The sequence below is a fragment of the Nonomuraea insulae genome (assembly GCF_042656245.1).
The window spans coordinates 1-25,759 of the sequence record NZ_JBHSPA010000069.1 but is presented as its reverse complement, the minus strand read 5'-3'; the positions used below and the strand labels follow the sequence as shown (position 1 = coordinate 25,759).

At 69.0% G+C, this 25,759-nt stretch carries 26 protein-coding genes and 3 pseudogenes; 14 read left to right on the top strand and 15 right to left on the bottom strand.

Annotated features, from left to right (window positions below; genetic code table 11):
• Nucleotides 1–505: 505 nt before the first annotated feature.
• Genes ACFPZ3_RS48775 through ACFPZ3_RS48765 form a run of 3 tightly spaced genes read right to left on the bottom strand, consistent with a single transcriptional unit; the run spans nt 506 to nt 2,399 of the window.
• Nucleotides 506–1,462: an NAD(P)H-binding protein gene (locus tag ACFPZ3_RS48775; RefSeq protein WP_379521252.1), complete on the bottom strand. Its 957-nt coding sequence runs from the start codon at nt 1,460–1,462 to the stop codon at nt 506–508.
• On the bottom strand, nt 1,459–2,043 hold the full coding sequence (locus ACFPZ3_RS48770; protein ID WP_379521251.1) for a hypothetical protein: 585 nt from the start codon (nt 2,041–2,043) through the stop codon (nt 1,459–1,461). The genes ACFPZ3_RS48775 and ACFPZ3_RS48770 overlap by 4 nt, the downstream gene beginning before the upstream one ends.
• Before the next feature lie 29 nt (nt 2,044–2,072).
• The gene (locus tag ACFPZ3_RS48765; RefSeq protein WP_379521250.1) at nt 2,073–2,399 is read right to left on the bottom strand and encodes a hypothetical protein; all 327 of its coding nucleotides are present in this window, start codon (nt 2,397–2,399) and stop codon (nt 2,073–2,075) included.
• Between the two features lie 81 nt (nt 2,400–2,480).
• On the opposite strand from ACFPZ3_RS48765, the gene ACFPZ3_RS48760 reads away from it, so the two are divergent.
• On the top strand, nt 2,481–5,549 hold the full coding sequence (locus tag ACFPZ3_RS48760) for a BTAD domain-containing putative transcriptional regulator (protein WP_379521249.1): 3,069 nt from the start codon (nt 2,481–2,483) through the stop codon (nt 5,547–5,549).
• 190 nt (nt 5,550–5,739) lie between these two features.
• Entirely contained in the window at nt 5,740–5,919 is a 180-nt protein-coding gene (locus tag ACFPZ3_RS48755) for a hypothetical protein (RefSeq protein ID WP_379521248.1), read from the top strand.
• Between the two features lie 333 nt (nt 5,920–6,252).
• On the opposite strand, the gene ACFPZ3_RS48750 is transcribed toward ACFPZ3_RS48755, so the two are convergent.
• Nucleotides 6,253–7,026 (bottom strand): TRADD-N-associated membrane domain-containing protein, encoded by a 774-nt coding sequence (locus ACFPZ3_RS48750; RefSeq protein WP_379521247.1) that lies wholly within the window; start codon nt 7,024–7,026, stop codon nt 6,253–6,255.
• Nucleotides 7,027–7,338: 312 nt separating this feature from the next.
• On the opposite strand from ACFPZ3_RS48750, the gene ACFPZ3_RS48745 reads away from it, so the two are divergent.
• Nucleotides 7,339–7,476 (top strand): hypothetical protein, encoded by a 138-nt coding sequence (locus tag ACFPZ3_RS48745; protein ID WP_379521246.1) that lies wholly within the window; start codon nt 7,339–7,341, stop codon nt 7,474–7,476.
• Nucleotides 7,477–7,770: 294 nt separating this feature from the next.
• Here the strand turns inward: ACFPZ3_RS48745 and ACFPZ3_RS48740 are convergent, their stop codons facing one another.
• Genes ACFPZ3_RS48740 through ACFPZ3_RS48725 form a run of 4 tightly spaced genes read right to left on the bottom strand, consistent with a single transcriptional unit; the run spans nt 7,771 to nt 10,973 of the window.
• Entirely contained in the window at nt 7,771–8,382 is a 612-nt protein-coding gene (locus ACFPZ3_RS48740) for a class I SAM-dependent methyltransferase (protein WP_379521245.1), read from the bottom strand.
• Nucleotides 8,379–9,005, bottom strand: coding sequence for a TIGR04282 family arsenosugar biosynthesis glycosyltransferase (locus tag ACFPZ3_RS48735; protein ID WP_379521244.1), 627 nt, complete (start codon nt 9,003–9,005; stop codon nt 8,379–8,381). The genes ACFPZ3_RS48740 and ACFPZ3_RS48735 overlap by 4 nt, the downstream gene beginning before the upstream one ends.
• A gap of 52 nt (nt 9,006–9,057) precedes the next feature.
• Nucleotides 9,058–9,843, bottom strand: a complete 786-nt coding sequence (locus tag ACFPZ3_RS48730; protein ID WP_379521243.1) for a hypothetical protein — start codon at nt 9,841–9,843, stop codon at nt 9,058–9,060.
• Nucleotides 9,840–10,973, bottom strand: a complete 1,134-nt coding sequence (locus ACFPZ3_RS48725; RefSeq protein ID WP_379521242.1) for a molybdopterin-dependent oxidoreductase — start codon at nt 10,971–10,973, stop codon at nt 9,840–9,842. Before ACFPZ3_RS48725 ends, ACFPZ3_RS48730 begins: the two co-directional genes overlap by 4 nt.
• Before the next feature lie 241 nt (nt 10,974–11,214).
• Between ACFPZ3_RS48725 and ACFPZ3_RS48720 the strand changes: the two genes are divergently transcribed.
• Nucleotides 11,215–12,498 (top strand): molybdopterin-dependent oxidoreductase, encoded by a 1,284-nt coding sequence (locus ACFPZ3_RS48720; protein WP_379521241.1) that lies wholly within the window; start codon nt 11,215–11,217, stop codon nt 12,496–12,498.
• On the top strand, nt 12,495–12,968 hold the full coding sequence (locus ACFPZ3_RS48715) for a hypothetical protein (protein WP_379521240.1): 474 nt from the start codon (nt 12,495–12,497) through the stop codon (nt 12,966–12,968). Before ACFPZ3_RS48720 ends, ACFPZ3_RS48715 begins: the two co-directional genes overlap by 4 nt.
• On the opposite strand, the gene ACFPZ3_RS48710 is transcribed toward ACFPZ3_RS48715, so the two are convergent.
• The 3 genes from ACFPZ3_RS48710 to ACFPZ3_RS48700 all read right to left on the bottom strand — a co-directional run bounded on the left by ACFPZ3_RS48710 (nt 12,892) and on the right by ACFPZ3_RS48700 (nt 16,196).
• On the bottom strand, nt 12,892–14,337 hold the full coding sequence (locus ACFPZ3_RS48710) for a glycosyltransferase 87 family protein (protein WP_379521239.1): 1,446 nt from the start codon (nt 14,335–14,337) through the stop codon (nt 12,892–12,894). The genes ACFPZ3_RS48715 and ACFPZ3_RS48710 overlap by 77 nt on opposite strands.
• Nucleotides 14,338–14,452: 115 nt before the next feature.
• A complete protein-coding gene (locus tag ACFPZ3_RS48705; RefSeq protein ID WP_379521238.1) occupies nt 14,453–15,442 on the bottom strand; it encodes an NAD-dependent epimerase/dehydratase family protein in 990 nt (329 codons plus the stop codon).
• Between the two features lie 88 nt (nt 15,443–15,530).
• Entirely contained in the window at nt 15,531–16,196 is a 666-nt protein-coding gene (locus ACFPZ3_RS48700) for a glycosyltransferase family 2 protein (RefSeq protein WP_379521237.1), read from the bottom strand.
• A gap of 541 nt (nt 16,197–16,737) precedes the next feature.
• Between ACFPZ3_RS48700 and ACFPZ3_RS48695 the strand changes: the two genes are divergently transcribed.
• From ACFPZ3_RS48695 to ACFPZ3_RS48665, 7 genes and pseudogenes are all read left to right on the top strand, one after another.
• On the top strand, nt 16,738–17,058 hold the full coding sequence (locus tag ACFPZ3_RS48695; protein WP_379521236.1) for a hypothetical protein: 321 nt from the start codon (nt 16,738–16,740) through the stop codon (nt 17,056–17,058).
• Nucleotides 17,010–17,327, top strand: coding sequence for an AMP-binding enzyme (locus ACFPZ3_RS48690; protein ID WP_379521235.1), 318 nt, complete (start codon nt 17,010–17,012; stop codon nt 17,325–17,327). Before ACFPZ3_RS48695 ends, ACFPZ3_RS48690 begins: the two co-directional genes overlap by 49 nt.
• 13 nt (nt 17,328–17,340) lie before the next feature.
• Nucleotides 17,341–17,997 (top strand): TetR/AcrR family transcriptional regulator, encoded by a 657-nt coding sequence (locus tag ACFPZ3_RS48685; protein ID WP_379521234.1) that lies wholly within the window; start codon nt 17,341–17,343, stop codon nt 17,995–17,997.
• A gap of 208 nt (nt 17,998–18,205) precedes the next feature.
• A complete protein-coding gene (locus ACFPZ3_RS48680) occupies nt 18,206–19,486 on the top strand; it encodes a cytochrome P450 (RefSeq protein WP_379521233.1) in 1,281 nt (426 codons plus the stop codon).
• Between the two features lie 11 nt (nt 19,487–19,497).
• Nucleotides 19,498–19,731 (top strand): hypothetical protein, encoded by a 234-nt coding sequence (locus ACFPZ3_RS48675; protein ID WP_379521232.1) that lies wholly within the window; start codon nt 19,498–19,500, stop codon nt 19,729–19,731.
• Nucleotides 19,732–19,902: 171 nt separating this feature from the next.
• Nucleotides 19,903–20,100 (top strand): annotated as a pseudogene (locus ACFPZ3_RS48670) (aldehyde dehydrogenase family protein); the annotation flags it as partial.
• Complete coding sequence (locus tag ACFPZ3_RS48665; protein WP_379521253.1) at nt 20,015–20,536, top strand: enoyl-CoA hydratase-related protein; 522 nt, start codon at nt 20,015–20,017, stop codon at nt 20,534–20,536. The pseudogene ACFPZ3_RS48670 and the gene ACFPZ3_RS48665, both read left to right, overlap by 86 nt.
• Nucleotides 20,537–20,915: 379 nt before the next feature.
• On the opposite strand, the gene ACFPZ3_RS48660 is transcribed toward ACFPZ3_RS48665, so the two are convergent.
• Complete coding sequence (locus ACFPZ3_RS48660) at nt 20,916–21,791, bottom strand: LysR family transcriptional regulator (RefSeq protein ID WP_379521231.1); 876 nt, start codon at nt 21,789–21,791, stop codon at nt 20,916–20,918.
• A gap of 124 nt (nt 21,792–21,915) precedes the next feature.
• Between ACFPZ3_RS48660 and ACFPZ3_RS48655 the strand changes: the two are divergent.
• Nucleotides 21,916–22,635 (top strand): annotated as a pseudogene (locus tag ACFPZ3_RS48655) (SDR family oxidoreductase).
• Nucleotides 22,636–23,341: 706 nt separating this feature from the next.
• Here the strand turns inward: ACFPZ3_RS48655 and ACFPZ3_RS70360 are convergent.
• Nucleotides 23,342–23,572 (bottom strand): annotated as a pseudogene (locus ACFPZ3_RS70360) (hypothetical protein); the annotation flags it as partial.
• 70 nt (nt 23,573–23,642) lie between these two features.
• Between ACFPZ3_RS70360 and ACFPZ3_RS48645 the strand changes: the two are divergent.
• Nucleotides 23,643–24,032 carry a hypothetical protein gene (locus tag ACFPZ3_RS48645; protein WP_379521229.1) on the top strand — a complete coding sequence of 130 codons (390 nt, stop codon included), beginning with the start codon at nt 23,643–23,645 and terminating at the stop codon, nt 24,030–24,032.
• Nucleotides 24,033–24,237: 205 nt separating this feature from the next.
• On the opposite strand, the gene ACFPZ3_RS48640 is transcribed toward ACFPZ3_RS48645, so the two are convergent.
• Together ACFPZ3_RS48640 and ACFPZ3_RS48635 are read right to left on the bottom strand one after the other, a co-directional pair.
• Nucleotides 24,238–24,390, bottom strand: coding sequence for a hypothetical protein (locus ACFPZ3_RS48640; RefSeq protein ID WP_379521228.1), 153 nt, complete (start codon nt 24,388–24,390; stop codon nt 24,238–24,240).
• Nucleotides 24,391–24,741: 351 nt separating this feature from the next.
• Nucleotides 24,742–25,611, bottom strand: coding sequence for a DNA topoisomerase IB (locus ACFPZ3_RS48635; RefSeq protein ID WP_379521227.1), 870 nt, complete (start codon nt 25,609–25,611; stop codon nt 24,742–24,744).
• Nucleotides 25,612–25,759 lie beyond the last annotated feature (148 nt).

The window sequence follows — 25,759 nt, the reverse complement described above, 5'->3', positions numbered from 1 at the left end:
AGGCCCGTCAGCCACGACGCCGATCTTTACAAAGGCGCGGAACACCGTTGAGCGGCTGATGCACGGCCGTGCCGGGTTCGACCTGCTGCGCCACCGCATCCTGCTGCAATGAAGATCACTCAGCGCCACCACCGATTACGGGCCAGAGCCGAAAACCGTACAGTCCCGGTCGGTGATTCACATGCCACCGGCACGACGGCCGCGCTGACGTCCGAGGGGCCACGTTGTTTTCTGGGGGACGTGGGCAGCCAGGCAGGTCAGCTGTGTTCGTAGAGCCGAGCTGCTCCCCGTCTTCACGCCGTCCCTGCCCATGGGAGGAGGCAGGCCCTCGGGGCAGGGGAGAGTCGTCCACAGATATGAGGGTCTCCGGGTCTCGCGTGGGGAGCGGGAGCGGAGGTCCCTTCCAGTGAACGTAGCGATCTGCCGGATCCCGGCGACCCTGCCGCGATCGTTGCTACCGAGGAGTGGCCGTCGTGCCGCTGGCGTCTTAAGTGGTCGGAGCCCGTTACGGGCGTTCGACGGCTGAGGCGCGCTCGGAGGCATCGCGGTACCACCGGAGGGTGGTGGCAAGCGCGTCGTTCAGGGGGGTGGCGAGGCCGCCGTAGGCCATGCGGAACTTGGTGTCGTCAACGACCCATCGGTCGGTGAACTGGTAGAGGGTGTGGAGGTACTCCCGCATCGCCGGCTTGATCAGTCCGAACAGCTGCAACGTGGTGCGTCCAGCCGCGAGGGTGCGCGGGCGGTGGCCGGCGAGTTCGTAGACCTGGTCGATGATCTGTCGGGTGGTGCGGGCTGGGGCGACGGGCAGATGCCAGATCGCCCCGGTGGTGCCCGGCTGGGTGCCGAGGTTGATCAACCCGGCGGCGACATCGGGCGTGTACGAGTAGCTGTGCGGTTGGTCGGGGTTGCCCATCACCTGTGCGGCGCGACCGGTCAGCGCGGTGGCGAACACTGTCTCGCCGAGTGCAGAGTGGGTGGTGCCGGGACCGAAGTAGTCCGAGGCGCGACCGATGGCTACCTCGGCTCGGCCGGTGTGGTGCGCCTCGAGGAGTTCGGTGGTCATGGCGGCGCGGGTCGATGCCTTGGTGGATGTGGGACGCGCCTGGAGGGTTTCGACGAGGTCCCGGCCGTGTGTGGGGCCGTAGGCGTAGAGGTTGTCCAGGACGACGAGGCGCGCGCCGGCGGCTTCGGCGCCGGCGAGTACCCCGCGTTGCAGGGGCGGGAGCTCCTCGGCCCAGCGTGCGTAGTTCGCGGCGTTGAGGCAGAAGTAGACGACGTCCGCGCCAGCGGCGGCCCGGGTGGTGAACGCCGGGTCGGTGGCGTCGCCGCCCACGATGTGCGCGCCGGGCAGGTCGCCCTGGCCGGTGCGATTCACGGCGACGACATCGAAGCCTTGGCGGACGAGCTGTTCGACGACGAGGCGGCCGACCTGACCGGAGCCGAACACGACGTGGCGGGTCATGACGCGTCCTCGCCGGTCCGGTTGAGGGCGAGGGGGAGCACGAGGGTCAGGGCGGTGACGACGAGGGCGCCACTGGCGCCGTAGATGACGAACTGCTGGTCGACATCGACACCGATGGCGGTGCTGACCGCCCACCCGGCCGCCCAGATCGCTGCGAGGGCGGGTGGCCAGGCGAGGGCCACGACGCCGAGTCGCGGCAGGAGTACCAGGGCTTGGGCGAGTCCGACGGCGAGGCCGGAGATGGCGCCCTGGACGACGAGCGCGGTGAGGCTGGTGTCGTAGTCGACCATCGTCGCACCGATGCCGAGTCCGGCCATCAGCCCGAGCGTGGTCGCTGCGATCCAGGCAGCGGCGGAGGGACGGTTGCGGCCGAGACCCCAGGCCTGGACGGCGCCGAGGGCGGCACCGGTGATCGCGCCGCTGAGGAGTGCCGCGCCGGCGCTGTCGACGGGTCCGGATACCAGCCAGCCGGCGTAGCCGGCCAACGGGATTCCGAGGAAGGTCGCCATCCACCGGGTGGCGGCTCGGCGTGAGGGGATCTGGGTGCGGTTGGTTGCTGGGGTGATCTGGAGGTTGCGCATGGTGACTCCTTCTGGTTGGTGCTGGCGGGTCAGCCGGCGGAGGTGTGCTGGGCGGCGATCCAGGCCGCGAGGATGTTGTCGGGGTGGTCGCTCAGGTGGTCTCGGACGAGTGCGTCGAGCAGGTCCCCGTCGCCGCGAGCGTGAGCGGCGGCGATGGCGACGAGTTGTCGGTCCCTGGTCGTGGTGGCGTTCCCGGCGGCCCTGGCGAGGAACTCGTCGGGCTGGTCCGCGGTCAGCGCCGCGGCCACGAGCAGCAGTGGATCGCTGTCGGTCTTGGCCCGCTCGAGGATCTCCGGGGGAGCGGTGTCGTCGTTGCCGATCAGCCGGCGGACCAGGTCGTGGATGTCATCGGGCATGGGCCCACTGTTGACCGAGCCGCTGACGATGCGCTGACGCGGACCTGGCGGTCGTGCTCGCGGCGGGCATACCCTCGAGGGGTGATCACCGTGGCTGTGCTCGGGCCCACCGAGGTTCGCCGCGACGGGGAGCGGCTCCCGCTGCCGTCGGGCAAGACCACCGAGGTGCTGGTCCGGCTCGCCCTCGAAGCCGGGCGGCCGGTGCGGGCCGAGCGGATCATCGAGGACCTCTGGGCCGGCGCCGCCACGGGCAGGAACACGCTCCAGTCGAAAGTGTCCCAGCTAAGACGGGCGCTGGCCGAACCAGGTCTGGTCACCAGCGGGAACGACGGCTACACCCTCAACGCCGACCCCGACAGCGTTGATGCGTTGCACGTCGTCGGGCTCGCCGCGTCGGCGACCGCCTCGCGGCGTACTGGTGACGCGGCTGCTGCCCTCGAGGTGTCCACCGAAGGGCTGGCGCTGTTCTGCGGCGACGTGCTGGCCGACGCAGGAGAGGGGGACTGGCTCCAGCCGCACCGCGCGCGCCTGGAGGAGGTGCGCCTCGGTTTGCTGGAGGACCAGCTGGCGGCACGGGTGGACCTGGGTCTCGGTGGCGATGTGATCGGGGAGCTGGAGGGGCTCGTCAGCCAGTACCCGCTCCGCGAGGGGCTGTGGTGCTGCCTGATCACGGCGCTCTATCGGATGGGCCGCCAGGCTGACGCGCTCGCAGCGTACACGCGAGTGCGCGAACTGCTCGTCGACGAGTTGGGCCTCGACCCAGGCCCCAGTCTGCGCGCCCTGGAAGACCAGATCCTGCAGCAGAGCCGGGCCCTCGATTCCGCCGGAGGGCGACCGTCCGTGCTTGCCGGACCGGTCGGTAACCTGCCCGCACTGTCGTCATCGCTGGTGGGGCGGGCGGCCGAGGTCTCCGCGGTCCATGCCCTCCTGCGCCACCGGCGCCTGGTGACGGTTGTCGGGCCGGCCGGCGTCGGCAAGACCCGCCTGGCCATCGAGGTGGCCCGCGGACTCGCGCCACCCGGGGGAGTGTGGCTGGTGCGACTCGACGGCGTCGACACCACCATGTCAATCCCTCGGACGGTCGCGGAGACGTTGCGCCTGCCGGGTGGCAAACAGATGCTGATCGAACGGTTCACCGGCGCCGAGACCGTCCTTGTGCTCGACAACTGCGAACACGTCGTCGACGGCGTGGCCGAGTTGACCAGCGAGCTGCTGGATGCCACGACCCAGCTGCGGGTGCTGGCGACGGGCCAGGTCCGCCTCGACCTGGACGGCGAGACGGTCTACCAGCTGGCGCCGCTGTCGATCGCGGACTCTGTGGCCCTGTTCGCGGGCCGGGCGGCCGAGATCCGCAAGCAGTTCGTGCTGGACGCCGAGACCGCCACGTCTGTCGAGGAGGTATGCCTGTCTCTCGACGGACTGCCCCTGGCCATCGAGCTGGCGGCAGCCAGGGTCAGGTCGCTGTCGGTGCAGGACATCGCCAGACGACTCGATGACCGCTTCGCGCTGCTCCAGGACCCGACCAGCCGTCGCCCCGAGCGGCGCCGGGCGCTGGCCGCGGCGATCGGGTGGAGCTACGAGCTCTTGTTCCCCGACGAGCAGCGAGGGCTGTGGGCGCTCTCCTGTTTCGCGGACGGAGCACCTCTCGACGCGGCGGAGCACGTTCTCACTGCCCTGGGGGTGCCCCAGGCGTCGGTCGTCGACGTCGTCGACCGTCTCGCCGATCGATCATTGGTCAGCGTCGAGGTCACCCCGGAAGGCGCGGTGCGCTACCGGCTGCTCGACAGCATCCGGGACTTCGCGCTCGACCGTCTCCGCGAGTCCGGCCTCGTGGACGACGCGCGCGCGGCGCACGCCGCGTGGCTCGCGGCGGCCGCCGATCGCTGCGACGCGACGGTGCGCGGCAAACGCCAGCCCGATTGCCTTGCCGTGGTCCGGGCAGAACGGGCCAATATCGACGCCGCCCTCACCTGGTCCGCCGAGCACGACCAACAGCTCGGGGTCCGCATCGCGACCGGGTTCGGCTGGACCTGGGTCGTGCACGGCGACGGCGTCGCCGGAGCCACGCACGTCCGAGGCGCGCTCCAGGCGGCTGGGTCGCTCGTCACAGCGAGAGCACGGGCGACCGGTCTGCTCCTCGCGGGATGGCTCGAAACATCGGCCGGCAACCTCGACCAGGCCGAGGCCGATCTCGACGAAGGGCTCTGCTTGGCGAAACAGCTGGCCGACGACCAACTCCGAGCCGACGCCCACCGGCATCTGGCCTTCCTGCGCATCCAGCAGGGCCGCCCGCAGGACGCGCTCGAACTGGCCACTGCGAGCCGCACGGTCTACCGGTCGCTCGGGCTCGACTGGGAGGTGGCCACGAGCCTGGTCCTCGCGTCGTACGCCTCGATCATGCTCGGCGACACCACCAGCGCCACCGAAGCGGCCAACGAAGCGATGCAACTCCTGACCCCCATCGGTGACTCCTGGGCGCTCGTCCATGCCGACGGGATGCTCGGCGCCATCGCCCAGGCCGACGGCCGCCTCGACGAGGCCGCCAGCTTCCTTGCCCGCGCGGCCGCAGCCTCCGAACGCCTCGGGTTCCTCGGTCAGGCGGCTCTCCACCTGACCACGCTCGGGCGCGTTGAGCAGCGAGCCGGCAACACGGTGGCAGCCATCGAAACCCTGGAGCGTGCCCTCGTCGCCGCCGGCCACAGCGGTGACCTCCGGATCGCGGCCACAGCTCGAGTAAACCTTGCCAGGCTGCTGCGGGCCTCGGGCCGGCTCGACACCGCCCTAATCCTGCTCGAACAGACCGACAGGTGGTACCGCGCATCCGGCGGAGGGGACGGTGCCCTACTCACCCGATGCCTGCTGGCCTCACTCTCGTCCGCAACCGGCAGCGCACGCGCCGCCGAACAGTTGGCGTCGGTACTCGAGGAAGCACTCAGTGCCGGGGACGCGGAAGTCCAGGTGCTCGCGTCGGACGCGCTCGCCCGCCTGGCTGCCGACCGAGGTGACCTCAGAGCGGCGCAACGGCTGCTCCAATCCGCCGACGACCTGCGCTCGGAGATCCCACATGTTCTCGACGACCTTGACCGAGTCGACGCCCAGCTCGCTCGGTTACGCATCTCCAGCGGATTCGATCAGCCGGGCGCCTGCTAATCGGGGGTATCACTCCAAGGGCTCTGCCAAGATTCCTGTGGTGACAATGTGTGCCGTTCCATACACGCTCCGTTGCTCTGGATGAGACCGTGAACCGTGTGCAACCGTGACATGGTGAACGTGCTCTTGCCGCACTTGGCCGGGCTATCACCGGCGGCGCCTGGCCGATCGTCCGGTGGACGGGCTGCCCATGGTGATCGAGCTGAGGTTACGACGCCTGGTGTGCATCAACCTGGAGTGCGCGCGGCAGACCTTCCATGAGCAGGTGCCGGGCCTGGCCGGCCGCTATGGGCGTCGCACGCCGGGCGCGACGGCGCTGGTGATCGCGTGCGCGCTGGCGCTGGCCGGAAGCGGGACAACGACTCACTGAAGCAGGACAGTGCGTCGGCGTATTCTCCCTTGTCGACGTAGACGCAGCCGAGCGAGTTGAGCGTGAACCCCTCGCGGGCCCAGGACGCTGAAGTCGATCACCGCAGCTCCTGCCCCTCGCGCATCCGCCCTCCGAACATGGGGCCGAGCCGTTGCAGGTGCGGCTGCCGGGCCGGCCTGCGCCAGCGGGCGGCGCCGACCCCTCGGCCGGCAGGTAGAACCGCTGGCCGGCGCCGACGTCAGCGCCGCTGGCCTCAGGAGGACATCGCCGACCGGGGAGTGGGCCTGGTACGCGCCCCGTAGCCGGTCGGATCGATCATGCTTGGAGTTTCGCTCACATCCGGCCCAGGAAAGGCCAATGCAAGCGCCGATGCTGGTTATGACCATTTGGCATGCCTGAAGGTGGCGGAACGGAAGGTGCGGGAACTGGAGGTGGTGACGTGCCGCCTGAAGATGACGTGCCTGAAAACACATCAGGCGCGATGATAGTGCGCAGGAGTTCGCCGCTGATGGCGGCACGCTGTTCAGGCTGCAGTGCCATCATCTCGGCGATGAGTCGTTCTGCGGCAAGATAACGAGAGAATTTGACCGGCTGGTCGAAATACGCATGCAGATGGCTGGCCGCGCTCTCCTGGGAGCGGATGAAGGTACGGCCGATGTAGCCGGCCAGCGCCGCTGCGATGGCGCCCAGGACGCCGCTGACGATGGTGGACTGCGGATCATCGGCGTACACCGCTATTATGGCGAACGTCAGCAACAGGGCGAATCCTGTGCAGGCCGCGATCTGAGCGTTGCGAAAACTTTGCTGGGCATGGTCGGTGGCGAGCTCGTGGTAGTAGTTCAGCCGCGATTGAGTTGTCGTCCACAGCTTGCCGAGTTCCAGGCGGTCCGAACTCTTCAATGCCCCTTCAGCCGAGCGCAGCTCGCGGAGCGCTTCCTCTCTGCGTTCGTTCTTCTCCTGGCGTCGTCGTGCCGTGATCACGAGCGCCAGCACGGCAAGAATGATGGCTGGAATTCCCATGAACAGCCGAAGCGAGTTGACGCTTTTGGTATTGAGGTAGTCGTAGAAGCCCAGCATCATCACCATGACCATTACGGAAACGATCACGGGAAATAGTGCCTCTCGGATCGGCCGTGAGGGGCGCTGGGGAGGTTGGGGGCCTGTCGGTCTGGCAGCCCCGGATATCTCGGACTTGCGCATGACGTCCATATCTGAATGGTAACCACCGCATTGGCGCCTACACCAGGAACTTTTCTCGCATATTATGATGACGCATGGATGACTGCTACTTCGTGTGCGACAAATTGCGCTTTGCTCCCCCTTGGAAGCCGAGCGGGGATATGCATACCGTTCATCGGGTTCGCCCTGGCCGCCCATGGGGCATCAAGTGTTTCTCGGCTGAGGGATGGAGGTGTGTCCATGGGCTCTTCAGCGGATTTCCTCACGGTTGAGTCGCTGAACAAGGGCTGCCAGGAACTGACCGAAGCAGAACAGGAACAGTTGGCAGCGCTTCTTCGCGCCGCGAGCGCGGATGCCCCGGCAGGGGAATCAGAATAGTCGCGTGGGGGCGGCGTCCTCCTTGAACACACGATCAGGGCCCGCGGCGGCGTCCTGCTGACCGCCGGCGCCGCCGTTCTGACCGGGGTGCTCGACGGCGTCGCCGGTACTCGGTGGGTGTCAATCCGACCAGCGCACGGAAGCGGTGGGCGAAGTACCAACCACATCGCCCACACCCCGCTGGACCCGGCCTGGCAGGGCCGACAATGGACCCGCGGATAGCCTCATCCCGCGGGGCGGCGCATGGTCGCCTCCCCGCTACGTACCTGCGCACCCCCTTTGAGGAACGCAGCCTCAGCTCAGACAGGCCATCCAGCGGCCGTGAGCCGTCCAGCAGTCCACGACCGGGAAGCCGCCGGCACGCGCGACACGCTGGATGTCGCTCACCGACACGGTCGCCCAGCCGAACCAGTCCCCGGCGAGCGGGCCGTGGCGCAGCCGTACACGGTCGACCCGGCTCTTCGTCTCGGGTGCTGCGACTTCGACCACGACGTTCCCACCCGGCCGGACCAATTGCCTGACCCGGCGCAGCAGCGTCTCGGGGTTGCCGCCGATGCCGATGTTGCCGTCGGCGAGCAGCGCCGTCGCCCATCGGCCACCGCCCGGGACCTCGTCGAATACGTCCCGGAGCAGGGCGAACCCTCCCGCTCTGCGGGTGAGGGCGACGGCGCGAGGGGTGATGTCGATGCCGAGCGCCTGAACGCCACGGCGGGTCAGTGCGACGGTGAGCCGGCCGGGACCTGAGCCGACGTCCAGGGCTGGGCTGGTGCACCTGCTCAGGAGCGCCTCGTCGCCGGCTACCGGCTCGAACCAGCGCGCGGTCTCCAGCACGACACGGGTGCCGTCGACGTACTCGATCTCGGCGGGCGCTCCGCCGAGCGCGTCGGCGTAGATCTGCCCGATCACCGGCCCAGCCCTCGTAGTGTGGCGGCGAAGCGGGAGGAGGGCACCTGCTCGGCCACCGCGACCGCGTCCGCCGCAGTGTCGACATCGGTCAGTTCGGGCAGCAGGTGGACGGTAAGTCCCGCCCGATCCAGCCGGTCGAGCTGGAGCTTGCCGGTCTCCGGATGCGACATCGGCACCCCGAGCAACAGCGAAGGGTCCGGCTCGCGCAGGCCGAGCAGCCAGAAGCCGCCGTCCGCGGCAGGCCCGAACACGGCGTCGTGCCGCTCCAAACCCTCCACCGCCTCCCCGAGCAGAGCGGGAGTCACCTGCGGAGTGTCCATGCCGATCAGCACGACGGCTTCCGGCCGGAGCCGGTAGGCGTCGGAGAACGCCGCCGCCAAACGCTCGTCCAAGCCCGTGCCGCGCTGCGGGATCACCACGAATCCGGGGAGCAGCCAGCTGCCCGGCAGCCCGTCCAGGGCGAGTATCCGCTGGCTCGCGGGTGTCGCGGAGACGGTGAGCAGGCTGTCGCGCAGAGCGGCCTCGGCGAGGGCTGCGGCCTGGTCGGGGTTGTACGGCGGGGTCAGCCGGGTCTTGACCCTCCCGGCCACCGGCTCCTTGGCGATGATGATGATTTGGGCCACGTGATCGACAGTAAGGTGACGCAGGGTGCTCAGTCCTTACGACATGCTGACGTCAGCCCATTCGGTCAGGGCGAGCACGGTCCAGGACGGCACTCGTTCGCCCTGGGACGCGGTTGAGCATGACGGACAGCAGCGTGCCGGTGAGTCCGCCGAGCAGGATTTCGCCGACGAGGGACCGGAGGTCGCCCGGCGTGATCGTCCAGCTCGGAGCGTTGCCGAGAAGGATGGGTAGCAGCGTCAGCGTCCAGACGCCCCAGGCGATCAACCCCGCGATCATCCCGCGGACGAGGGCGCCGGCCAGGCGGTCGAGCCGGGCGCCGAAGGCCCCGCCCAGCACGGTGCCGAGGAGCGCGGAGTGAGCCAGGAAGAGCGCCCACTGCCTGGCGTCGATCACGCCGACGACGGTCATCAGGCAGGCCACGAGCAGGCCCGCCACCAGCCCGGCCAGCAGACCGAGCAGCAGACCGAGCAGCCCGGTTCCGGCCCTGAGCCGGGGAACGAGCGCGGCGAGCCCGAGCGCGGCCAGGACCAGCAGCAGATTGCGTAGGTAGTCGAGCGGGAGGATGGAGGGGTTGTCGGCCCGCCGGCCCAGGGCCAGCACGGTCGGCAGAGTCGCCAGCGTCACCGTGCCGGCCACGACCGCGGCCGCCTTCGCCCACCGGCCCGTGCGGCCCAGGACCAGCCCGGCCAGCAGGACCGCGGGCGCCAGGATCGCGTCATGCGCCACCAGGACGCCGCCGAACCACCACGCCCAGCCGATCGGATCGCTGTCCATGACCAGCCCGGCGAAGCCGAGCCCCACCAGCGCGACGCCGGCGACGTAGCCGATCCACCTCATGCGACCCTCACCTTCGCGACCCACTTGGTCTGCATGACACCCGGCCGGTTGGGCGCGATCAGCCGTGCCGGGTAACCGTGGTCGGCGTCGAGCGGGCGGCCGTTGAGCTTGAGCGCGAGCAGGGTCAGCGGATCGTTCCAGTGCGGTGGCCGTACCTCGCTGCTGCGGTAGTAGCCGCGCTGTTCGAGTGACTCGACCGTCAGGAACGACTCCGGAGAGCCGCCGGCCAGGGCGATCAGGTCACGCAGACGTACCCCCGACCATTCGCACTCCACGCTCCAGCCCTCCACGCACGCGATCGGCAACCTGACCGTGTGCTGCGGCATCCGGGCGAGCTCGTCGTAGCTCAGCGACAGCCGCGTACGCACCGCTCCCATCACGACCAGCCGGTACGCCGGATCGCGGCTCGTCGCCGTCACCCCGGCCGCCACCGCCGACCGGTTGACCGGCACACCCTGCGACCCGGCGTCCGGGTCACGCGGCGCCAGCACGGCCAGCCGCTCCAAGGGCGTCACCGCCTCGCCGGCGGTCGCCAGCGCCGCCAGGCCCGAGGCCGCGGCGATCGTGTACAGGAACCGGCGACGGTCCTGGTCCCGCACACGCGTCCACAGGTGCCGCCGGACCTTGGCCCACTCGTTGACGACGTGGATGACGAGCGCGCCGTAGACGATGAACGCGGTCCAGTAGTGCGCCTGGACGAAGCCGAACGGCCACAGGTAGGTGTAGGCGATGTTGAACAGCCCGGTGACGAGCTGGAACAGCGCCCCCGCCACGAGCAGGAGCACGGACAGCCGCTCGGCGGCGTGCCCGGCCGAGCGCAGCGGCGGCCACTGCCACAGCTTCGGGTAGACCGTCCACAGCTTGGCCAGCAGGAGCGGGACCGTGGCGATGCCACCGATGACGTGCAGGCCCTGGGTGACCCGATAGAGGTTGACCGGCCGCGACGGCCACAGCAGCCAGGCAGGCGGATGCTGGGTGAAGTGGCTGAACAGACCGGTGGCGAAGGCGACGGTGAAGCTGATCCCCAGCCACATCCCCAGCTTCGCCGCCACCTGCTCGGAGCGCAGCCGGCTGGTGAACCTGCCGGACAACGACTCGCCGAACGCCTCGACGGCACGTATCAAGCTCATGCATCGGAGCCTGTCACCGTGAGGAGCGGGCAGAGCCGCCGCAGCGGGTGCCGTCCGCACTCTGTAAGGAATCGCCCCGGCCGGGGCGATCGGGCATGGGCGAATGCGTACCGTGACGAGGCATGAAAGGCGACGTAAGCGGTAAGGACAGCAACATCCGACATCGGCTTCGGGGGGATCAATGCCGGATACGCCGCCCAGACGCGCCCGTGGGCGTGACGCGACCGGCGGGGAGACGCGCTTGGCGGCGTGGTTGCGTGGCGGGCCTCCCGGGCCGTTCCGGCCCGGGTTCTGGCGGAGCCCGCTGCGTGGCCCGTGGCTCACGTCAGTGCTCGGCCTGGTCCTGCTGGTCGGGCTGGTCATCGTCGCGGCCACCGGTCTGTTGTCGTACGCCGCCTACGAGCCGCGACTGCCGGGAAACGACACCACCCCCACCAAGGGCCTGCTGGGCTTCTACCTCTTCGACTGGCCCACGAATCCGGTCTGGATGTACCGGCTCACCCAGGGCGCCCATGTCATCGTCGGGCTGACGCTGGTGCCGGTGCTGTTGGCCAAACTGTGGTCGGTGATCCCGAAGCTGTTCGCCTGGCCGCCCGCGCGCTCGATCGCCGAGGCCGTCGAGCGGGCCAGCCTGGTGCTCCTGGTGGGCGGCGCGGTGTTCCAGTTCGTCACCGGGATCCTCAACATCCAGCTCTTCTACGTCTTCCCGTTCTCCTTCTACCCGGCGCATCTGTACGGCGCGTGGATCTTCCTGGCCGCGCTCGTCGTCCACGTCGTCGTGCGCCTGCCGAAGGCGATCGGCGCGGTGCGCTCGCGGGACCTGCGCCGTGAGCTGCGCACGGGCCTGAAAGGCACGCGGCAGGAACCGCCCGACCCCGATGGCCTGGTAGCCGCGGATCCGGCGCCGCCCACCATGTCCCGGCGCGGGCTGCTGGCGTTCGTCGGCGGGGGTTCGGTGATGATGTTCGGCTTGTCGGTAGGTCAGACGGTGGACGGGCCGCTGCGCCGTACCGCGTTGCTGGCGCCGCGCGGGCGGGAGTACGGCACCGGGCCCAACGACTTCCAGATCAACAAGACGGCGGCGAGCCTGGGCATCACCGCGGCGGAGACGGGCGAGGGGTGGCGGCTGGTGGTCGCCGGCGCGGACCGGCTCCACCTGTCCCACCAGGACCTGCTGGCGATGCCGCTGCACACCTACGCCCTTCCGATCGCCTGCGTGGAGGGGTGGTCGACCGAGCAGACCTGGACCGGCGTACGGCTCGCGGACCTGGCCCGCCTGGCCGGAGTGCCGCCCGGCTCGGCGGGAGTCACGGCCAGGTCGTTGCAGCGCGTGGGCTACTTCGGCCAGGCGTCGCTCAGCGCCGGGCAGGTGGCCGACCCGCGCTCGCTGCTCGCGCTGCGGGTGAACGGCGCCGACCTGTCGCTCGACCACGGATACCCGGCGCGGATCATCGTGCCGAACGCCCCTGGTGTGCACAACACGAAATGGGTGCGCGAACTCGACTTCCGCGAGGAGAGGCGGTGAACCGGCGGGTGAACGTCTACGGCGCCCCCCTGTGGCACCTTCTTGTGCTGGTGGCCTGCTTCGTGGTCGCCGGCTATGCCGCCACCCGGGTGGTCGCCGCCGGCATCTGGCTGGGGTTCGCCGCGTGGTTCGTGGGCGCGATCATCCTGCACGATCTGGTGCTGTATCCCTTGTACTCCGCGGCCGACGCCGCCACCCAGGCCCTGACCAGGCGAGTATCGCGCCCACGCCGGACGCGGCGGCCCGCCGTGATCAATCACCTGCGGGTGCCGGCCGCGCTGTCCGGACTGCTGCTGGTGGTGTGGTTCCCGCTCATCCTCCGCGGCGCCGAGCGCACCTATCGCCCGGCGGTCGGCCTGAGCACCTCTCCTTATCTCGCGCGGTGGCTGCTGGTCACTCTGGTGCTCTTCGGCGTCTCAGGGCTCCTGTACGCGGTGCGGCACGCCGTGCTGAGCAGGGCGGATCGTTGAGCAGCACGCGTGTGACACAGCCTGCGACGACCGCGAGCGCCGCGACAGCGTAGGCGGCAGTTCCGAGGCCGGGTTGAGGGCTCAGGTAGGACACGGCGCCGGCGAGCGGGATGGTGAGCCATTCCCAGCGGCCGTCGAGGGTGGCCAGCGCGACGACCAGCAGGGCGTACCAGGAGTATCCGGGCGTGAAGACGAGGAACGCGGTACCGGTCACCACCAGGGCTCCACGCCACGGCCGGTGGGCATCGCCCCGGCGAAGCACGAGCAGGACAACGGCCGTGAGAACGGCGAGGGCGGCGGGCAGGGCCCACGCATCGGGCAGGACCAGACGGAGCACCGCGTAGCGGCGGTCGCCGCCGGTGCCGGCATAGCCTTCCTCACCCAGGTAGCCGAAGAGATAGCCGAGGACCGACGCGTGGGACGCCAGCGTGTACGGCAGATACGCGAGCGTCACGACGAGGAGGGCGGGCCCGAAGATCGCCAGGGCGTCGATCGCGCGCCGCCGCGCGGGAGGCCCGTCTCTGGCCAGGAGCCCGGAGAGCATCCCGGGTGCGGCCGTGGCGGGCAGGAACTTGACGGCGGTTGCCGCGCCGAGCAGCAGGCCGCCGCCGGCTCTGTGCCGGTTCGCGATGATCAGGGCGATGACGGTGAGCAGGACGCCCAGCGCGTCGACATGGGCGTTGTTCGCCGACTCGATCGGAACCGCGGGGCACCACGCCCACCAGGCGGCCCGCGAGGGAGCCCTGGGCCGGAGCGCGGTCAGCAGGATGAGGGTCGTCCCCAGCGCCAGCAGCGCTCCGCCGATCTGGAGCGGCTTGTGCCGCGACCCCTCGGGCGAGAGCCGGTGCACGACCCAGAAGTACGCCTCCGCCAGTGGCGGGTAGATCGTGTGGACGGTGGAGCGGTTGATCCGCGTACACGATCGGATGCCCTCGCCGGACGGGATCGGGTAGCGGTCCGGGCCATCGCAGCCGGCGCCCTCTGGGAAGAGCCAGCGGTCGCGCAGCCGCGTGAGCGCGGGGTCGGCCGGGGCGTGGTCATAGGGAGAGACGCCCGCCGCCTGCACCCGGCCGTCCCAGGCATAGCGGTAGGAGTCGGTGCTGGTGGCCGGAGGCGCGAGGAGGCCCGTGGCGGTCACCGCGAGGCCTCCGGTGACCACCAGGAACGCTGCCTGGCGCCCCGGTACCTTGCGCAGGGTCCACACCGCCGCGGCGAAGAGCGCCCACGCGAGCGCGTACCGCCAGAGCAGGCCTGCGCGGTCGGTGTAGAACGTGCCCCCGGTGATCGTCAGCGCGAGCACGCAGACCAGGCAGAGGAGGAGAACGGCCGCGCCGGCGAAGCGGCGGCGGGCCACACCGTCCGGCGTCATGTCCCGCCCTGCCCATGGCGCCGGAACAGACCCTCCGACGGCCACACCGTCCGGCGTCATGTCCCGACCCGCCAAAGGCGCCGGAACAGACCCTCTGAGACTGGCATCCGAGGGGTCAGGCCAGCGAGGCGTCGGCGAACTCCTTCATCCCTTCGGCGAATCCGACGCGCGCCCGAAAGCCGAGTTCGGCCGCCGCCCGGTGTGGTGCGGCCACGATGTGGCGAACGTCGCCCAGCCGGTACTCCCCGGTGGTGACCGGCTCAGGGCCGCCCCGCTGCGCCGCCAGCGCCGAGGCCATCTCGCCGACGGTGTGCGGCTCGCCGCTGGCGATGTTGTAGACGGTCAGCGTTCCGGGCTCGCCGCGGGTGAGGGCGGCGACGTTGGCGTCGGCGACGTCGCGGACGTGGACGAAGTCGCGCATCTGCCCGCCGTCCTCGAACACCCGCGGTGGGCGACCGGCCTCCAGCGCGGACCGGAAGATCGCCGCGACGCCCGAGTACGGTGTGTCCCTCGGCATCCTGGGGCCGTACACGTTGTGGTAGCGAAGGGCGGTCGCCATCGCGCCGGTCTCGCGCGCCCAGTTGGCGGCCAGATGCTCCTGCGCCAGCTTGGTGGTGGAGTACGCGTTGCGCGGATCCACCGGCGCGTCCTCGTCGATGGCGGCGAAGGCCATGCTCTCACCGCATCGGGGACAGCGGGGTTCGAAGGACCCTCGCGACAGGTCCGCGGCGGATCGAGGACCGGGCCGTACCCGGCCGTGCCGCGCGCACTCGTAGGCGCCCTCGCCGTAGACCACCATCGAGGACGCCAGCACCAGCCGTCCGACACCGTGCTCCGCCATCGCCGCCAGCAGCACGGCCGTCCCGTACACGTTGACCGAGGCGTAGTCCGGCAGGTCCGCCACGTTCACGCCGAGCCCGACCTTGGCCGCCTGGTGCACGACCACGTCGACCTCCGGCAGCAGCCGATCGAGAACGGCCGAGTCGCGAACGTCGTCGCCGGACCGAAGGTCGAGTCCGGCCACCTCGTAGCCGCTCGCCTCCAGCGCCTCGACCACATGACTCCCGATGAACCCGGCCGCACCGGTCACCAGCACCCTCGTCATAGCGCCGCCCTGAGCCCGGCGAGCGCGGCTGCGTAGCATGACCGCGGGGTCACCGCCGCAACCTCGATGTCCCGGCCGTTCGCTGGATTCACGCCGCCCCCTCCCGCCGGGCCATGACCCGGCGCATGTCGCTGATCGCCCGCAGTGTGCCGCGTACCGTGCCGGTCACCTTCGACCTGCCCTCGCGGGGTAGATAGTCCACCTTCGTCTCGCGGATGCGCCAATCCGCCGCCCCGGCACGAAGCACCATCTCCAATGGATAACCGAAACGCCGGTCGACGAGCCCCAGCCGGAGCAGCGCGACACGTCCGCACGCTCGCATCGGCCCCAGATCGTGCAGCGAGGCACCGGTACGGCGGCGCAGCCTCCGAGCCAGCACCGCGTTGCCGAGCCGGGCGTGCACCGGCCATGACGCGCCCGGCCGGAGAACACGGCGGCCGAGGACGAGGTCGGCCGTACCGGACACGACAGGTCCGCTCACCCGAGGCAGCTGACCGGGGTCCAACGACGCATCGGCGTCCATGAAGCAAACGACGTCCGAGACTGCGGCGACCAGCCCCGCATGGCATGCCGCGCCGAACCCGCGCCGGGGCTCGCACACCACCATCGCACCGAGCCCGGCCGCGATCTTCGCGGACTCGTCGGTCGAGCCGTTGTCGACCACGATCGGGCGAAAGCCGTCCGGCATCCGCCCGAGCACCCACGGAAGGGCCGCCGCCTCGTTCAGGCAGGGCAGCACCACGTCGATCTCCACGCCGCCGACGCTAACGCGACACCTTGGTCCACACCCTCGCCAAGAGGTCCGCCTTTCCGAGAAATGACCAGGTCATAGCTATCGGGCTCAAGCGGATCCCTGACCGTCAGCGTCATCAGGCCCCGAAGGGAGCGGAGGCCCGTTCGGAGATCTCGTCGAGTGCTGGAGAGCACCGGCCTGGTCTGCTCCGATTCGGCGGCAAGCAGCAGCTGTACGTCAAGGCGCTGCTGCGTCATGTCGAGCAGCGGTCGTGGCCGGTGTTCGACCGGCCGGCCGCCGATGAGTTCGCCTCGGATGCGCTCGTAACCCCAGCGCGGATTCTCCCGCGCCATCTGCTGGATCAACGCTACGACCGCCGGATCGGTCGCAGGCCGTCCCATCCTCCGGTTCGGGTGGGTCCAGTGCCGTGCGATCAGAGGCCGGTGCCAGCGCGGCAGCGTCCCGGCGTCACCAGTCGGGGCGCGCAGTGCCGCCGGCAGTCTCCGGGCCAGTAACGTCAGCCAGCCCACAATGCGGCAGTGCCGGGACCACTGTCCCAGGCGTGGTCGTCAACTCCGCGCCTGATCCGGCCCATGTGCGGATCGGGATGAAGCTGCGGCTGACGACCTTCCCGATCGGTGGTGTCGGCATCAACGACATCGGCATCCTCGGTGCCGGCAATCTCCTCGGCGGTGCCGCGAACTTCGGCCAGAACCTGCAGAAGCAGATCGGGCAGACCGGAGCGCCGGTGTACAACGTGGCCAACGCCAGGTCCTGCCGGACGTCAACACGCTCAGCAGGCTGGCGGCCGACCACGCGTATGAGCATGCCGGTGTGTCGCCGGAAGACCTCGACCTGGTCGAACTGCACGAATGCTTCGTAACGGCCGAACTCGTGCACTCTGTGCGCGCCGGGAGGGGCCGTCGCGGCAGGCAAGTCGTTGCCGTGGTCCAGCTCGCCGACGGGAATCATGACAGCGAACAGGTGTCCGGCGAACTGGACGCGCACTGCCGCTCGTCGCTGACCCGGGCCAAATGCCCACGCCGGTACGAGTTCGTCGAGACGCTGCCGCGCACGGAAACCGGTAAACTCCTGCGCCGCGTCATCCGGGAGACCCTGCGTTCGTCGAGCGGTCGAGACGATGGTGCGTGATATAAATACTGCCGTGGCCGACGCAGATTCGCAGGTCCCGGTCCCGATCGAGATGATGACGAGTCGTCAGCTCGCCCGCAGGGCAAGGCTCATCGAGACCGTGATCGCGCTGGTCGCCGAATCCGGCACGACCTCGATCCAGATGCGGGACGTGACCGACCGGTCCGGGGTCGCACTGGGCACCGTCTACCGGTATTTCAGCTCGAAGGACCACCTCCTGGCCGCCGCATTCTTCGAGTGGCAGGGCAAAGTCACGCGCAGGATCATGTCGTCGAAGCGCGATGAGAACGTCGATTCCCTGCCGCTGATGAAGGATTTCCTGCGCCGCGTCCTACAGGCGTTCGATCGAGCTCCCGGCATGGCCGCGCTCATGATGCAGGTGACGGCCTCGTCCGATCCGGATGTTCAGCAAGTGATCGGGCAGGGAAGTAACGCCTTCGATGCCGCGTTCGATCACCTGCTCGCGGCGGAACCCCGCGATGACCTCTCCTACATCCGGCTCGCGATCGGCTGTGTTCTGGTCGACGCGGTCAATCGCATGTCCAACGGACGGGCCACCCTTGCGGAAACGCTGCCCCAGGTCGAAGGTGTCGCCGACGTCCTGTTGAGCACGCGTGCCCGGCGTGCCGCTTCGTCGCGAAAGTCTCGCTCGCAGCACGCTTCGGCCTGATCCGGGGCGACGACGCCTCTGTCGTCGATAGAAGCTGGTTTCATGTTTGCGACTGATCGCGTCCGATATATCCGCCTCACATGGACATTCATGTTGCAAGATCTGAAACGGCGTTCTAGGTTGATGTTGTCAGGGGTCCCCTCGGAGCTGTGGGACAACGTCCGATCCGGCGCTGAACGGATCGTCGACCGTAGCCGAAAGAGCACACATGAAACTGCACCGCACGCCGCACTCACCTGTTTGCGACAGGGAGATCTCCAGTGCCGAGTTCTGGAACTCGTCCTTCGCCGAACGCGAGGAGACATTCCGGTGGCTTCGCGAGAACGCGCCGGTGAGCTGGCAGTTGCCGTTGGAGGAGCGGGACGTGCCCGCCTCCGTCCACGGCGAGGCGGGATTCTGGGCGCTGGCGCTGGCCGAGGACATCAGCTTCGTCAGCCGCAACCACGACCAGTTCAGCTCCGAGCTCGGCCTGCCCTATCTCTCGCCTCGCGCTGAGGGAGGGTCGCCGTTGCCCGCGTCCCTTCTGGAACTGGACCCGCCGCGGCACACCGCGTACCGCAAGGTGCTCAGCTCGGCCTTCACGCCGAAGGCGATCGGGCTGCTGACCGAGCAGATCGAGCAGCGGGCCGAGCAGATCGTCGACCGCGTTGTCGGAGCGGGCTCGTTCGACTTCGTCGCCGAGGTGTCGTCGAAACTCCCGATGCTGACCGTGGCGGATCTCATCGGCATTCCGGAGGACCAGATCACCGCGTTCGCGGAGGCCGGCAACAATCTCGTCGAGCGCGGCGATCCTGAAACCTTGACCAAACTGCCCGCCGGCGTGACTCCGCAGGATTGGGGGAACCAGCAGGTCGCCTTCTTGATGGGAATGGGTGCCGAGCTGGCTGATGCCCGGCGTGCGCATCCCAAGGACGACATCATGACCAGGCTCGTCACCGCGGATGTCGACGGGCGCAAGCTCGACAACGTGGACATCGGCGTCATGATGCTCCTGTTGAGCGTCGCTGGGAACGACACGACCAAGCAGACGACCAGCCACACCGTCGTCAACCTGGTTCAGCACCCTGAGCAGCGGGACTGGCTGCTCGAGGACTTCGACGGCCGGATCATGGGGGCGATCGAGGAGTTCCTGCGCTACGCGACACCGGTTCTGACCTTCGCGCGGACCGCGACCCGGGATGTCACCATCCGGGGGGTTGAGATCACCGCGGGGGACAAGGTCGGGCTGCTCTACTGCTCGGGCAATCGGGACTCGACGGTGTTCTCCGATCCGGAGACCTTCGACATCACCCGCCCGCCGACCCGGCACATCGCGTTCGGGGGTGGCGGCGCGCACTACTGCATCGGAGCCGGCGTCGCGAAGGCACAGTTGCGGGCCCTGTTCCGGCAGATCCTCACCAAGCTGCCCAAGATGGAGGTCGGCGAGCCGGTCCAGTTGATCGGCGGCGGCATGAACGGCATCAAACGCCTTCCGGTCACGGTCAGCTAGGCAACGACGCGATGGTGACGACCAAGGCCGCTGTGTTGCGGACCCCCAATGGCCCGTTCGGCCTCGAGAACATCGACGGTGCCGGTGGGGTGGGGCTCGCGGCGGTGATGGCCGCCGGCGCGGAGGACATCGTCGCGGTCGACATGCACAAGGGGCGCCTGGATACCGCAGCGCGGTCCCGGGGGAGTTCATCCCGATCCTGCTCCAGTTCTGGCGCGAAGGCAGATTCCCGTTCGACAAGCTGATCCGCACCTATCCACTCGCCGAGATCAACGAGGCCGAAGCCGATTCACTGTCGGGGGTGACGATCAAACCCGTCCTGATTCCGGACGGCGACTTGAGCCATCGCGATGGAAGGCAGCGCATGAGCAGGCAGCGCAACGAGGCGATACCGCGCGACGGTCGACGGTAGAGATCTGTCCACATCGGCTACCTTCGGGGTGATCAATCCGGCCACCGGCAAGGTGTTCGCGCACGCGCCATCGGTCGGGGCCGATCAGCTCGACCACGTTTTCGGCGCGGCCCAACGTGCGTACGAGAGCTGGAAGGACGACGAGGCGGCCCGCCGCGCGGCAATGCGCGCCACCGCCGACCGGCTCGAATCGGCCGCTGACGAACTCGCGCGTTCGCTGGGCGCTCTACCCAGCGGGCGGCGGCGTCGACCGGCTCTCCCGCCAGATTCCCTACACGGTCGCGGCGGACATCATGCTCACCGGTCGGCACATCGACATGGCCGAAGCCGAACAACCGGGCCTCGTCGGCCACGTCGTGCCCGACGGGAAGGCGTTGGAGACCGCGCAGGGGATCGCGGCCTCGATCGCGGCCAACGGCCCACTCGCGGTCGAGGCGGTCGTACGCACCCTGCGCAACACGGCCGCCATGTCCGAATTGCAGGCTTTCGCCGTCGAACAGCCACACATCGCCGCGATCTTCGGTTCGGACGACGCGAAGGAAGGCCCGCGGGCCTTCGCCGAGAAGCGACACCGGTATTTCACGGCCGATGAACAAGTGAGTTCCGATCGATTCGGAAGCAGGCACGCTCCTGGGTAGGAGAAACAGATGACGACCACGGCGAAGTCGGCGCGTCACATCGAGCCTGGCACGTACCAGGCGTATATGCACGACTGTCCCGCGGTGGCGTTGCTCTCGACGATCAGCAACCGACTGCACAAAATCGCTTGAGCGCCCGCTTAAGAGATGATCTTTGCTCTCAAATACTTGCAGGTGAGACCGTCGGACGTGATTTTCGGCACTCGCAATGCCTGGCAGCGCCGCTTCATTATCGGCGTTCTCGGCCGTGGCGGACGCGGCCACGCCGTCGGCGACCCGCTTGATCCCGACGTTGGTGCCCAGGCCGTAGACGCACAACAGCAGGCTGCGGCGCAGCACGTCGGCGTCGGTGACGGTACGCGAGGCGTCACCGGACAGGTCACTGGCCATCGGTCACGAGGTCGGTCGCGATGGTGGCGAACTCGCCGATCAGGGGGTTGCGGCGGGCGCTGTCCCAGGCCAGGCACACCTGGTTCGGCGCGATGTCGGTGACCGGGACGTAGGTGACATCCGGCCGGGTGTAGAAGGTCACCACCGACAGCGGCAGGACAACGACGCCGCGGCCCGCGGCGACGTGTTCGAGCTTCTCCTCCACAGCGTGGAAGACCGGCCCAGTACGACGCCTTCCCGGCCGCCGCAGCTCGGTGGCGATGTCGCGCCATTCGGGAACAGCATCGGGGTCTTGGAGGAGGTGCTCGTCGGCGAGGTCGGCGATGTCCGTCATGTCCTTGCCCGCGAGACGGTGGCCGGTGGGCAGCACCGCGACGCGCGGCTCGCTCATCAGCGGCCGGACCCGCAGCCCGCGCTGGTCGATCGGCAGGCGCACGTAGCCGATGTCCACCCGCCCGTCGTGGATGGCCTCGGTCTGGTCGTCCCAGGTCGTGCGCACCACCTCCACGGTCAGACCGGGGTGACGTTCGCGCAGCGTCCGCACTGCCGCAGTGACGATCAACCCGGGCATGAATCCGACGGTGAAGCTGTCGGCGCCGCGTGCGGCGCGAGTGGCGCGGCGGCGCAGCGCCTCGGCCGAGGCCAGCAGCGGGCCGGCGTCGGCGAGCAGTTGCTCGCCAGCAGGGCTGAGTTCGGTGGCCCGCCTGGTGCGTACGAAGAGCTGAACCTTGAGCTCGAACTCGAGTGCCCGGATCTGGCGGGACAGCACGGGTTGCGCGATGTGGAGTGCCTCGGCCGCCCGCCCGAAATGCAGCCGCTCGGCCACCGCAACAAAATATCGCAGCTTCCGCAGGTCGACGTCCACCAGCGCATCCTCCCGCCTTTGATGCCTATAGGGTATTACAGGCGGGGTAGAGGGTCTTGGACTGCGGCGATGGGCCTGGCCCATCGTAGAGGGGTAGCAATCCCCGTATCCAAAGGACAGAGTCATGGATCTGCAGGATCAACGCGTCGTCGTGCTCGGCGGCACCTCGGGCATCGGGCTGGCCACAGCGGAGGCGGCCGCGCGACAGGGCGCCGTGGTCACGGTCGCCTCCAGCCGGCGGGCCGGCGTCGACGACGCACTCGCCCGGCTGCCCGACCGCTGCGACGGCCGCGTCGTCAACCTCACCGACGCCCCGGCGGTGGGCCGGCTCTTCGACGACCTTGGCGAGTTCACCCACTTGGTCTACACCGCCGGTGAGCCGCTGACGCTGATGCCGCTGGACACGCTCGACCTGGACGCGGCACGGAGTTTCTTCGCGCTGCGCTACTTCGGCGCGCTGGGGGCGGTCCGCGCCGCGCTGCCGTACCTGCGCAAGGAGGGTTCGATCACCCTCACCACCGGTACCGCCAAGGACCGGCCCGGCCCGGGCTGGGCGGTCGCGGCGAGCATCTGCGGTGCCATCGAGGCGCTGACCAAGGCGCTGGCCGTCGAACTCGCACCCATCAGAGTGAACGCCGTGTCGCCCGGCTTCGTACGGTCCCCGCTGTGGTCCGGGATGGGGGAAGAGGAGCGCGAGTAGATGTACACCGGCGTCGGCGCCGCGATCCCGGTGGGACGGGTCGGCGAGGTCGAGGACATCGCCCGAGCCTACGTGTTCCTGATGACAGAGCCATTCGCCACCGGGACGGTCCTCACCGTGGACGGTGGGCACGTCCTCGTCTGATCCCTTTTGTGTCAAGCGGCTGCCCCTCTCCGGCGTACTTGGCCTGCCCCCAATGTGGGTTCTGGGCATATGTGGGCTGCCCCCCAAGCGGAACCGGCGCGGAGTGAGCCAGTCCGCCGGCTCCACTTCATGCTGCCGCGCTGGCGGCAAGTGCGGGAACGTGAGCTGCCGACGGTGATCGAAGAGCTGGAGGCGCTGTTGCCGGACGCTCAAGTTGAGGATGGGCTGGTCGGTTGCGGCGGTAGGTGCAGGTCCTTTGGGTTGGTTGCCGAGGTATGCGACGGCGTTTTTCGATCGTGGCGCGTAGCCGGTCGGTGCCGGCGGCCAGTGCGGAGGCGATGAGCGGGTTCGCGGCGAGCTGGTCGGATCGGTGCAGGGTCCGCAGTGCTGCTTTGACCGCCGCGCCGAAGCGGCCGCGGTCCAGTGGCGGCGGGCAGACCTGCGCACAACCCTCGAGCACGCCCACACCTGGGAGGGCTCTACGTGGCCGCTCGCACACGACCGGTGGGCGCCCGATCAGTCAGAAGGGCCCCGGCACCGCGCGTGAGAAGTGCGCGGCCGCTCCGACGACGACCAGGAAGACCGTATCGCTCGGCATCGTGACATGCGTTGCCAGCGTGTTCTCCTCCGTCTCGAAGTCGAACGTCTTGCCCACACCGTGGCCGGCCTCAAGGCCACCCCAGAGGGGGAGCAGCGGCAGTACTGAGCGGAGCCACCTGGCCCGGATCCAGCCTCGCGTGATGCCGCCGGATCCGCCCACGCAACCGCTGTAGCCGGGTATGGCCTGCATCATGGCGAGGGTGACCAATTCGGCATCGCTCAGGCGGGGCGTAATGCCGACCGGCGGGCGCCACAGCGCCAGGTCGGGATGCTCTTTCAGCATGTCGTCGGTCGTCGCATAGAGTGCTGTCGCGAGGGTGTCCACGTCGTTCGTCACAAAACGATCTTGGAAACCCTCGTTCTCGTCTCCGCAGGCACCCCTTGGACCACACCACCAGGAGGAAGCAGTGTCATACCCGCAACTGCTCACCCCCGAGGAGAAGCTCGCCGACGCGAAGAAGCTGTTGAGCCTCCCGCGTATCGTCGTGATCTGCGGCTCCACCCGCTTCATGACCGAGATGACCGAGGCCGATCTGCGGGAGACCAAAGCCGGGAAGATTGTCGTCAAACCGGGCTGTGACATGAAGTCGCCGCACGAACTTTGGTCCGATCCTGTCGAGGCCGACGCGCTGAAGGCTCGACTCGACGATCTGCACCGGGCGAAGATCCGGCTCGCTGATGAGGTGCTCATAGTCGGCGACTACATCGGAGACAGCACCCGAGCCGAACTCGCCTACGCCCGGTCGCTGGGCAAGCCCGTGCGGTTCACGCACCCCGAAGTCGACCCTGACGCCTGACCGCCCGCTGCCACCTCGACAACCAGGGCCGCCAGCCCGCCGCCTGACCGTCTCGCGGTGGCTTCGGCCGCCGACCACCCCGCACTCTCCGCGGGCATCCCTTGGAATTGATCATCTAGACCCGACGAGAAAGTCGGCTCGGACAGATCCACCCTCCTGGCAATCATCTCCGAACGGCAACGCCTAGCGGCCCCTACCTCGATGCTTAGATGGTGGACATCCGTCGTCGCAGGTCAAGCTCATTCGTTCTCGACTTCGCCTCCGGGCGCTCCAGCTTGACCTGCTCCGCGTCGATCACGTGGGCCGGCTGGCGCCGTTCGTCGAACGTAATGCCGAGGACGCCCCCGACGAACCGCAAAGACTGCACTCCGTCCTGTTCGCCGGCACCCGGGCAGGCAGCGCAAGGGGCGCGTGACACTCAGCTGGCCCAGGTCGTCGGGCGGTGTGAGACCGAGACCGCGACCCAGCTCCTGTGGTTGCGCACCCGCATGAAACAGGCGGCGCCGCAGGCGCTCCTCGTGTCAGTCGGGTAGCGCCTCACTTCTGGGTGTTGATCAACGGGGTTGACCTGCTGGTGCGGCAGGGCTGTGCAGTAGGGACAGGACGGCGCGTTCGATCGGTCCGTGGGTGGCCAGTTGGCCCTCCTCGGTCTCAGAGCCGAGCTCGGTCAGGGAATGGCCGATGGTGCAGCCCCGCTGATATGCCTCGATCACGCGAGGGTCCACATAGGAGGCTCGGGCCACGGCGGGGTGTTGTCCAGATAGTCGGCGACCTCGCGTATCACCCTGGTCACCGCCCGTCTGCGTCCGGTCCTGCTCCGGGCCCGCGCGGAGACGGCAAGGCCGACGGCCGCCAGGACGGTGGCGTGCCAAGTGCGGAAGTCCTTGGCCGTCACCTCGAAGTCCATGGTCTGGCGCAGGTAGTCGTTGATGTCATCGCTGCGCACGTCGATCCACGTTCCGTCCGCCCGGTAGCGCAGCAGATCACCCTTCTCGCCGGTGCGGTGCAGCGCGGCAACCACCTTGCACACGTCGGCGTCGCGAATCTCCACCTCGCGTGCTTTGCCGCCCTTGGCCGGATAGGAGCACACCACCCGCCCCTCGTCACAGATGACGTGTTCCGTCCTCAGCGTGGCCAGGCCGAAGGTTTCATACGATTCACCGCCCACCCGGAAGAAGCCGATGTCGAGCATCCGGGCCGCCGCGGCGAGCACGCGTTCACGGGGCATGCCACGCCGGCCGAGGTGATCGGCCACTTGCTCGCGGAATCGTGGCAGCCGCCTGGCCATCTGGGCCACCCGGTCGAACTTGAGGCGATCCTGCTCGGCCCGCCACACGTCGTGGTAGCGATACTGCCGCCGGCCCGCGGCGTCGGTGCCGACCGCCTGGATGTGCCCGTCGGCGGTGCGGCAGATCCATACGTCGCTCCAGGTCGGCGGCAGCACCAGCGCTTTGATCCGGGCCGGCGTCCGCCGGTCGCGCACCGGCTGTCCGCTGGCGTGGGAGTACCGGAACTCGCGCCCCTTGCGCCGCCGAATGATTCCCGGCTCGCCAGGATCACTGTGCCGCAGTTCGCTCATAACCGCTCCTGCCGGCCGCAGGTCAGCGGTCCCATGGCGGTTTGTCGCCCATCTTCTCGTAGTAGCGGGCGAGGTGGGCTTTGACTCTGTCGATCTCATCGGTGGGGATGTCGATGCCGCCACGGGCACCCTGCATGATGTTGCCGGC

Bases quoted from the DNA above. Each gene is read 5' to 3' on its own strand.
- ACFPZ3_RS48710 (WP_379521239.1), bottom strand. From the start codon at position 14,337: ATGACGCCGGACGGTGTGGCCCGCCGCCGCTTCGCCGGCGCGGCCGTT.
- ACFPZ3_RS48635 (WP_379521227.1), bottom strand. From the start codon at position 25,611: ATGAGCGAACTGCGGCACAGTGATCCTGGCGAGCCGGGAATCATTCGG.
- ACFPZ3_RS48755 (WP_379521248.1), top strand. From the start codon at position 5,740: ATGGTGATCGAGCTGAGGTTACGACGCCTGGTGTGCATCAACCTGGAG.
- ACFPZ3_RS48770 (WP_379521251.1), bottom strand. From the start codon at position 2,043: ATGCGCAACCTCCAGATCACCCCAGCAACCAACCGCACCCAGATCCCC.
- ACFPZ3_RS48680 (WP_379521233.1), top strand. From the start codon at position 18,206: ATGAAACTGCACCGCACGCCGCACTCACCTGTTTGCGACAGGGAGATC.
- ACFPZ3_RS48675 (WP_379521232.1), top strand. From the start codon at position 19,498: ATGGTGACGACCAAGGCCGCTGTGTTGCGGACCCCCAATGGCCCGTTC.
- ACFPZ3_RS48765 (WP_379521250.1), bottom strand. From the start codon at position 2,399: ATGCCCGATGACATCCACGACCTGGTCCGCCGGCTGATCGGCAACGAC.
- ACFPZ3_RS48725 (WP_379521242.1), bottom strand. From the start codon at position 10,973: ATGAGCTTGATACGTGCCGTCGAGGCGTTCGGCGAGTCGTTGTCCGGC.
- ACFPZ3_RS48705 (WP_379521238.1), bottom strand. From the start codon at position 15,442: ATGACGAGGGTGCTGGTGACCGGTGCGGCCGGGTTCATCGGGAGTCAT.
- ACFPZ3_RS48745 (WP_379521246.1), top strand. From the start codon at position 7,339: ATGGGCTCTTCAGCGGATTTCCTCACGGTTGAGTCGCTGAACAAGGGC.
- ACFPZ3_RS48730 (WP_379521243.1), bottom strand. From the start codon at position 9,843: ATGAGGTGGATCGGCTACGTCGCCGGCGTCGCGCTGGTGGGGCTCGGC.
- ACFPZ3_RS48775 (WP_379521252.1), bottom strand. From the start codon at position 1,462: ATGACCCGCCACGTCGTGTTCGGCTCCGGTCAGGTCGGCCGCCTCGTC.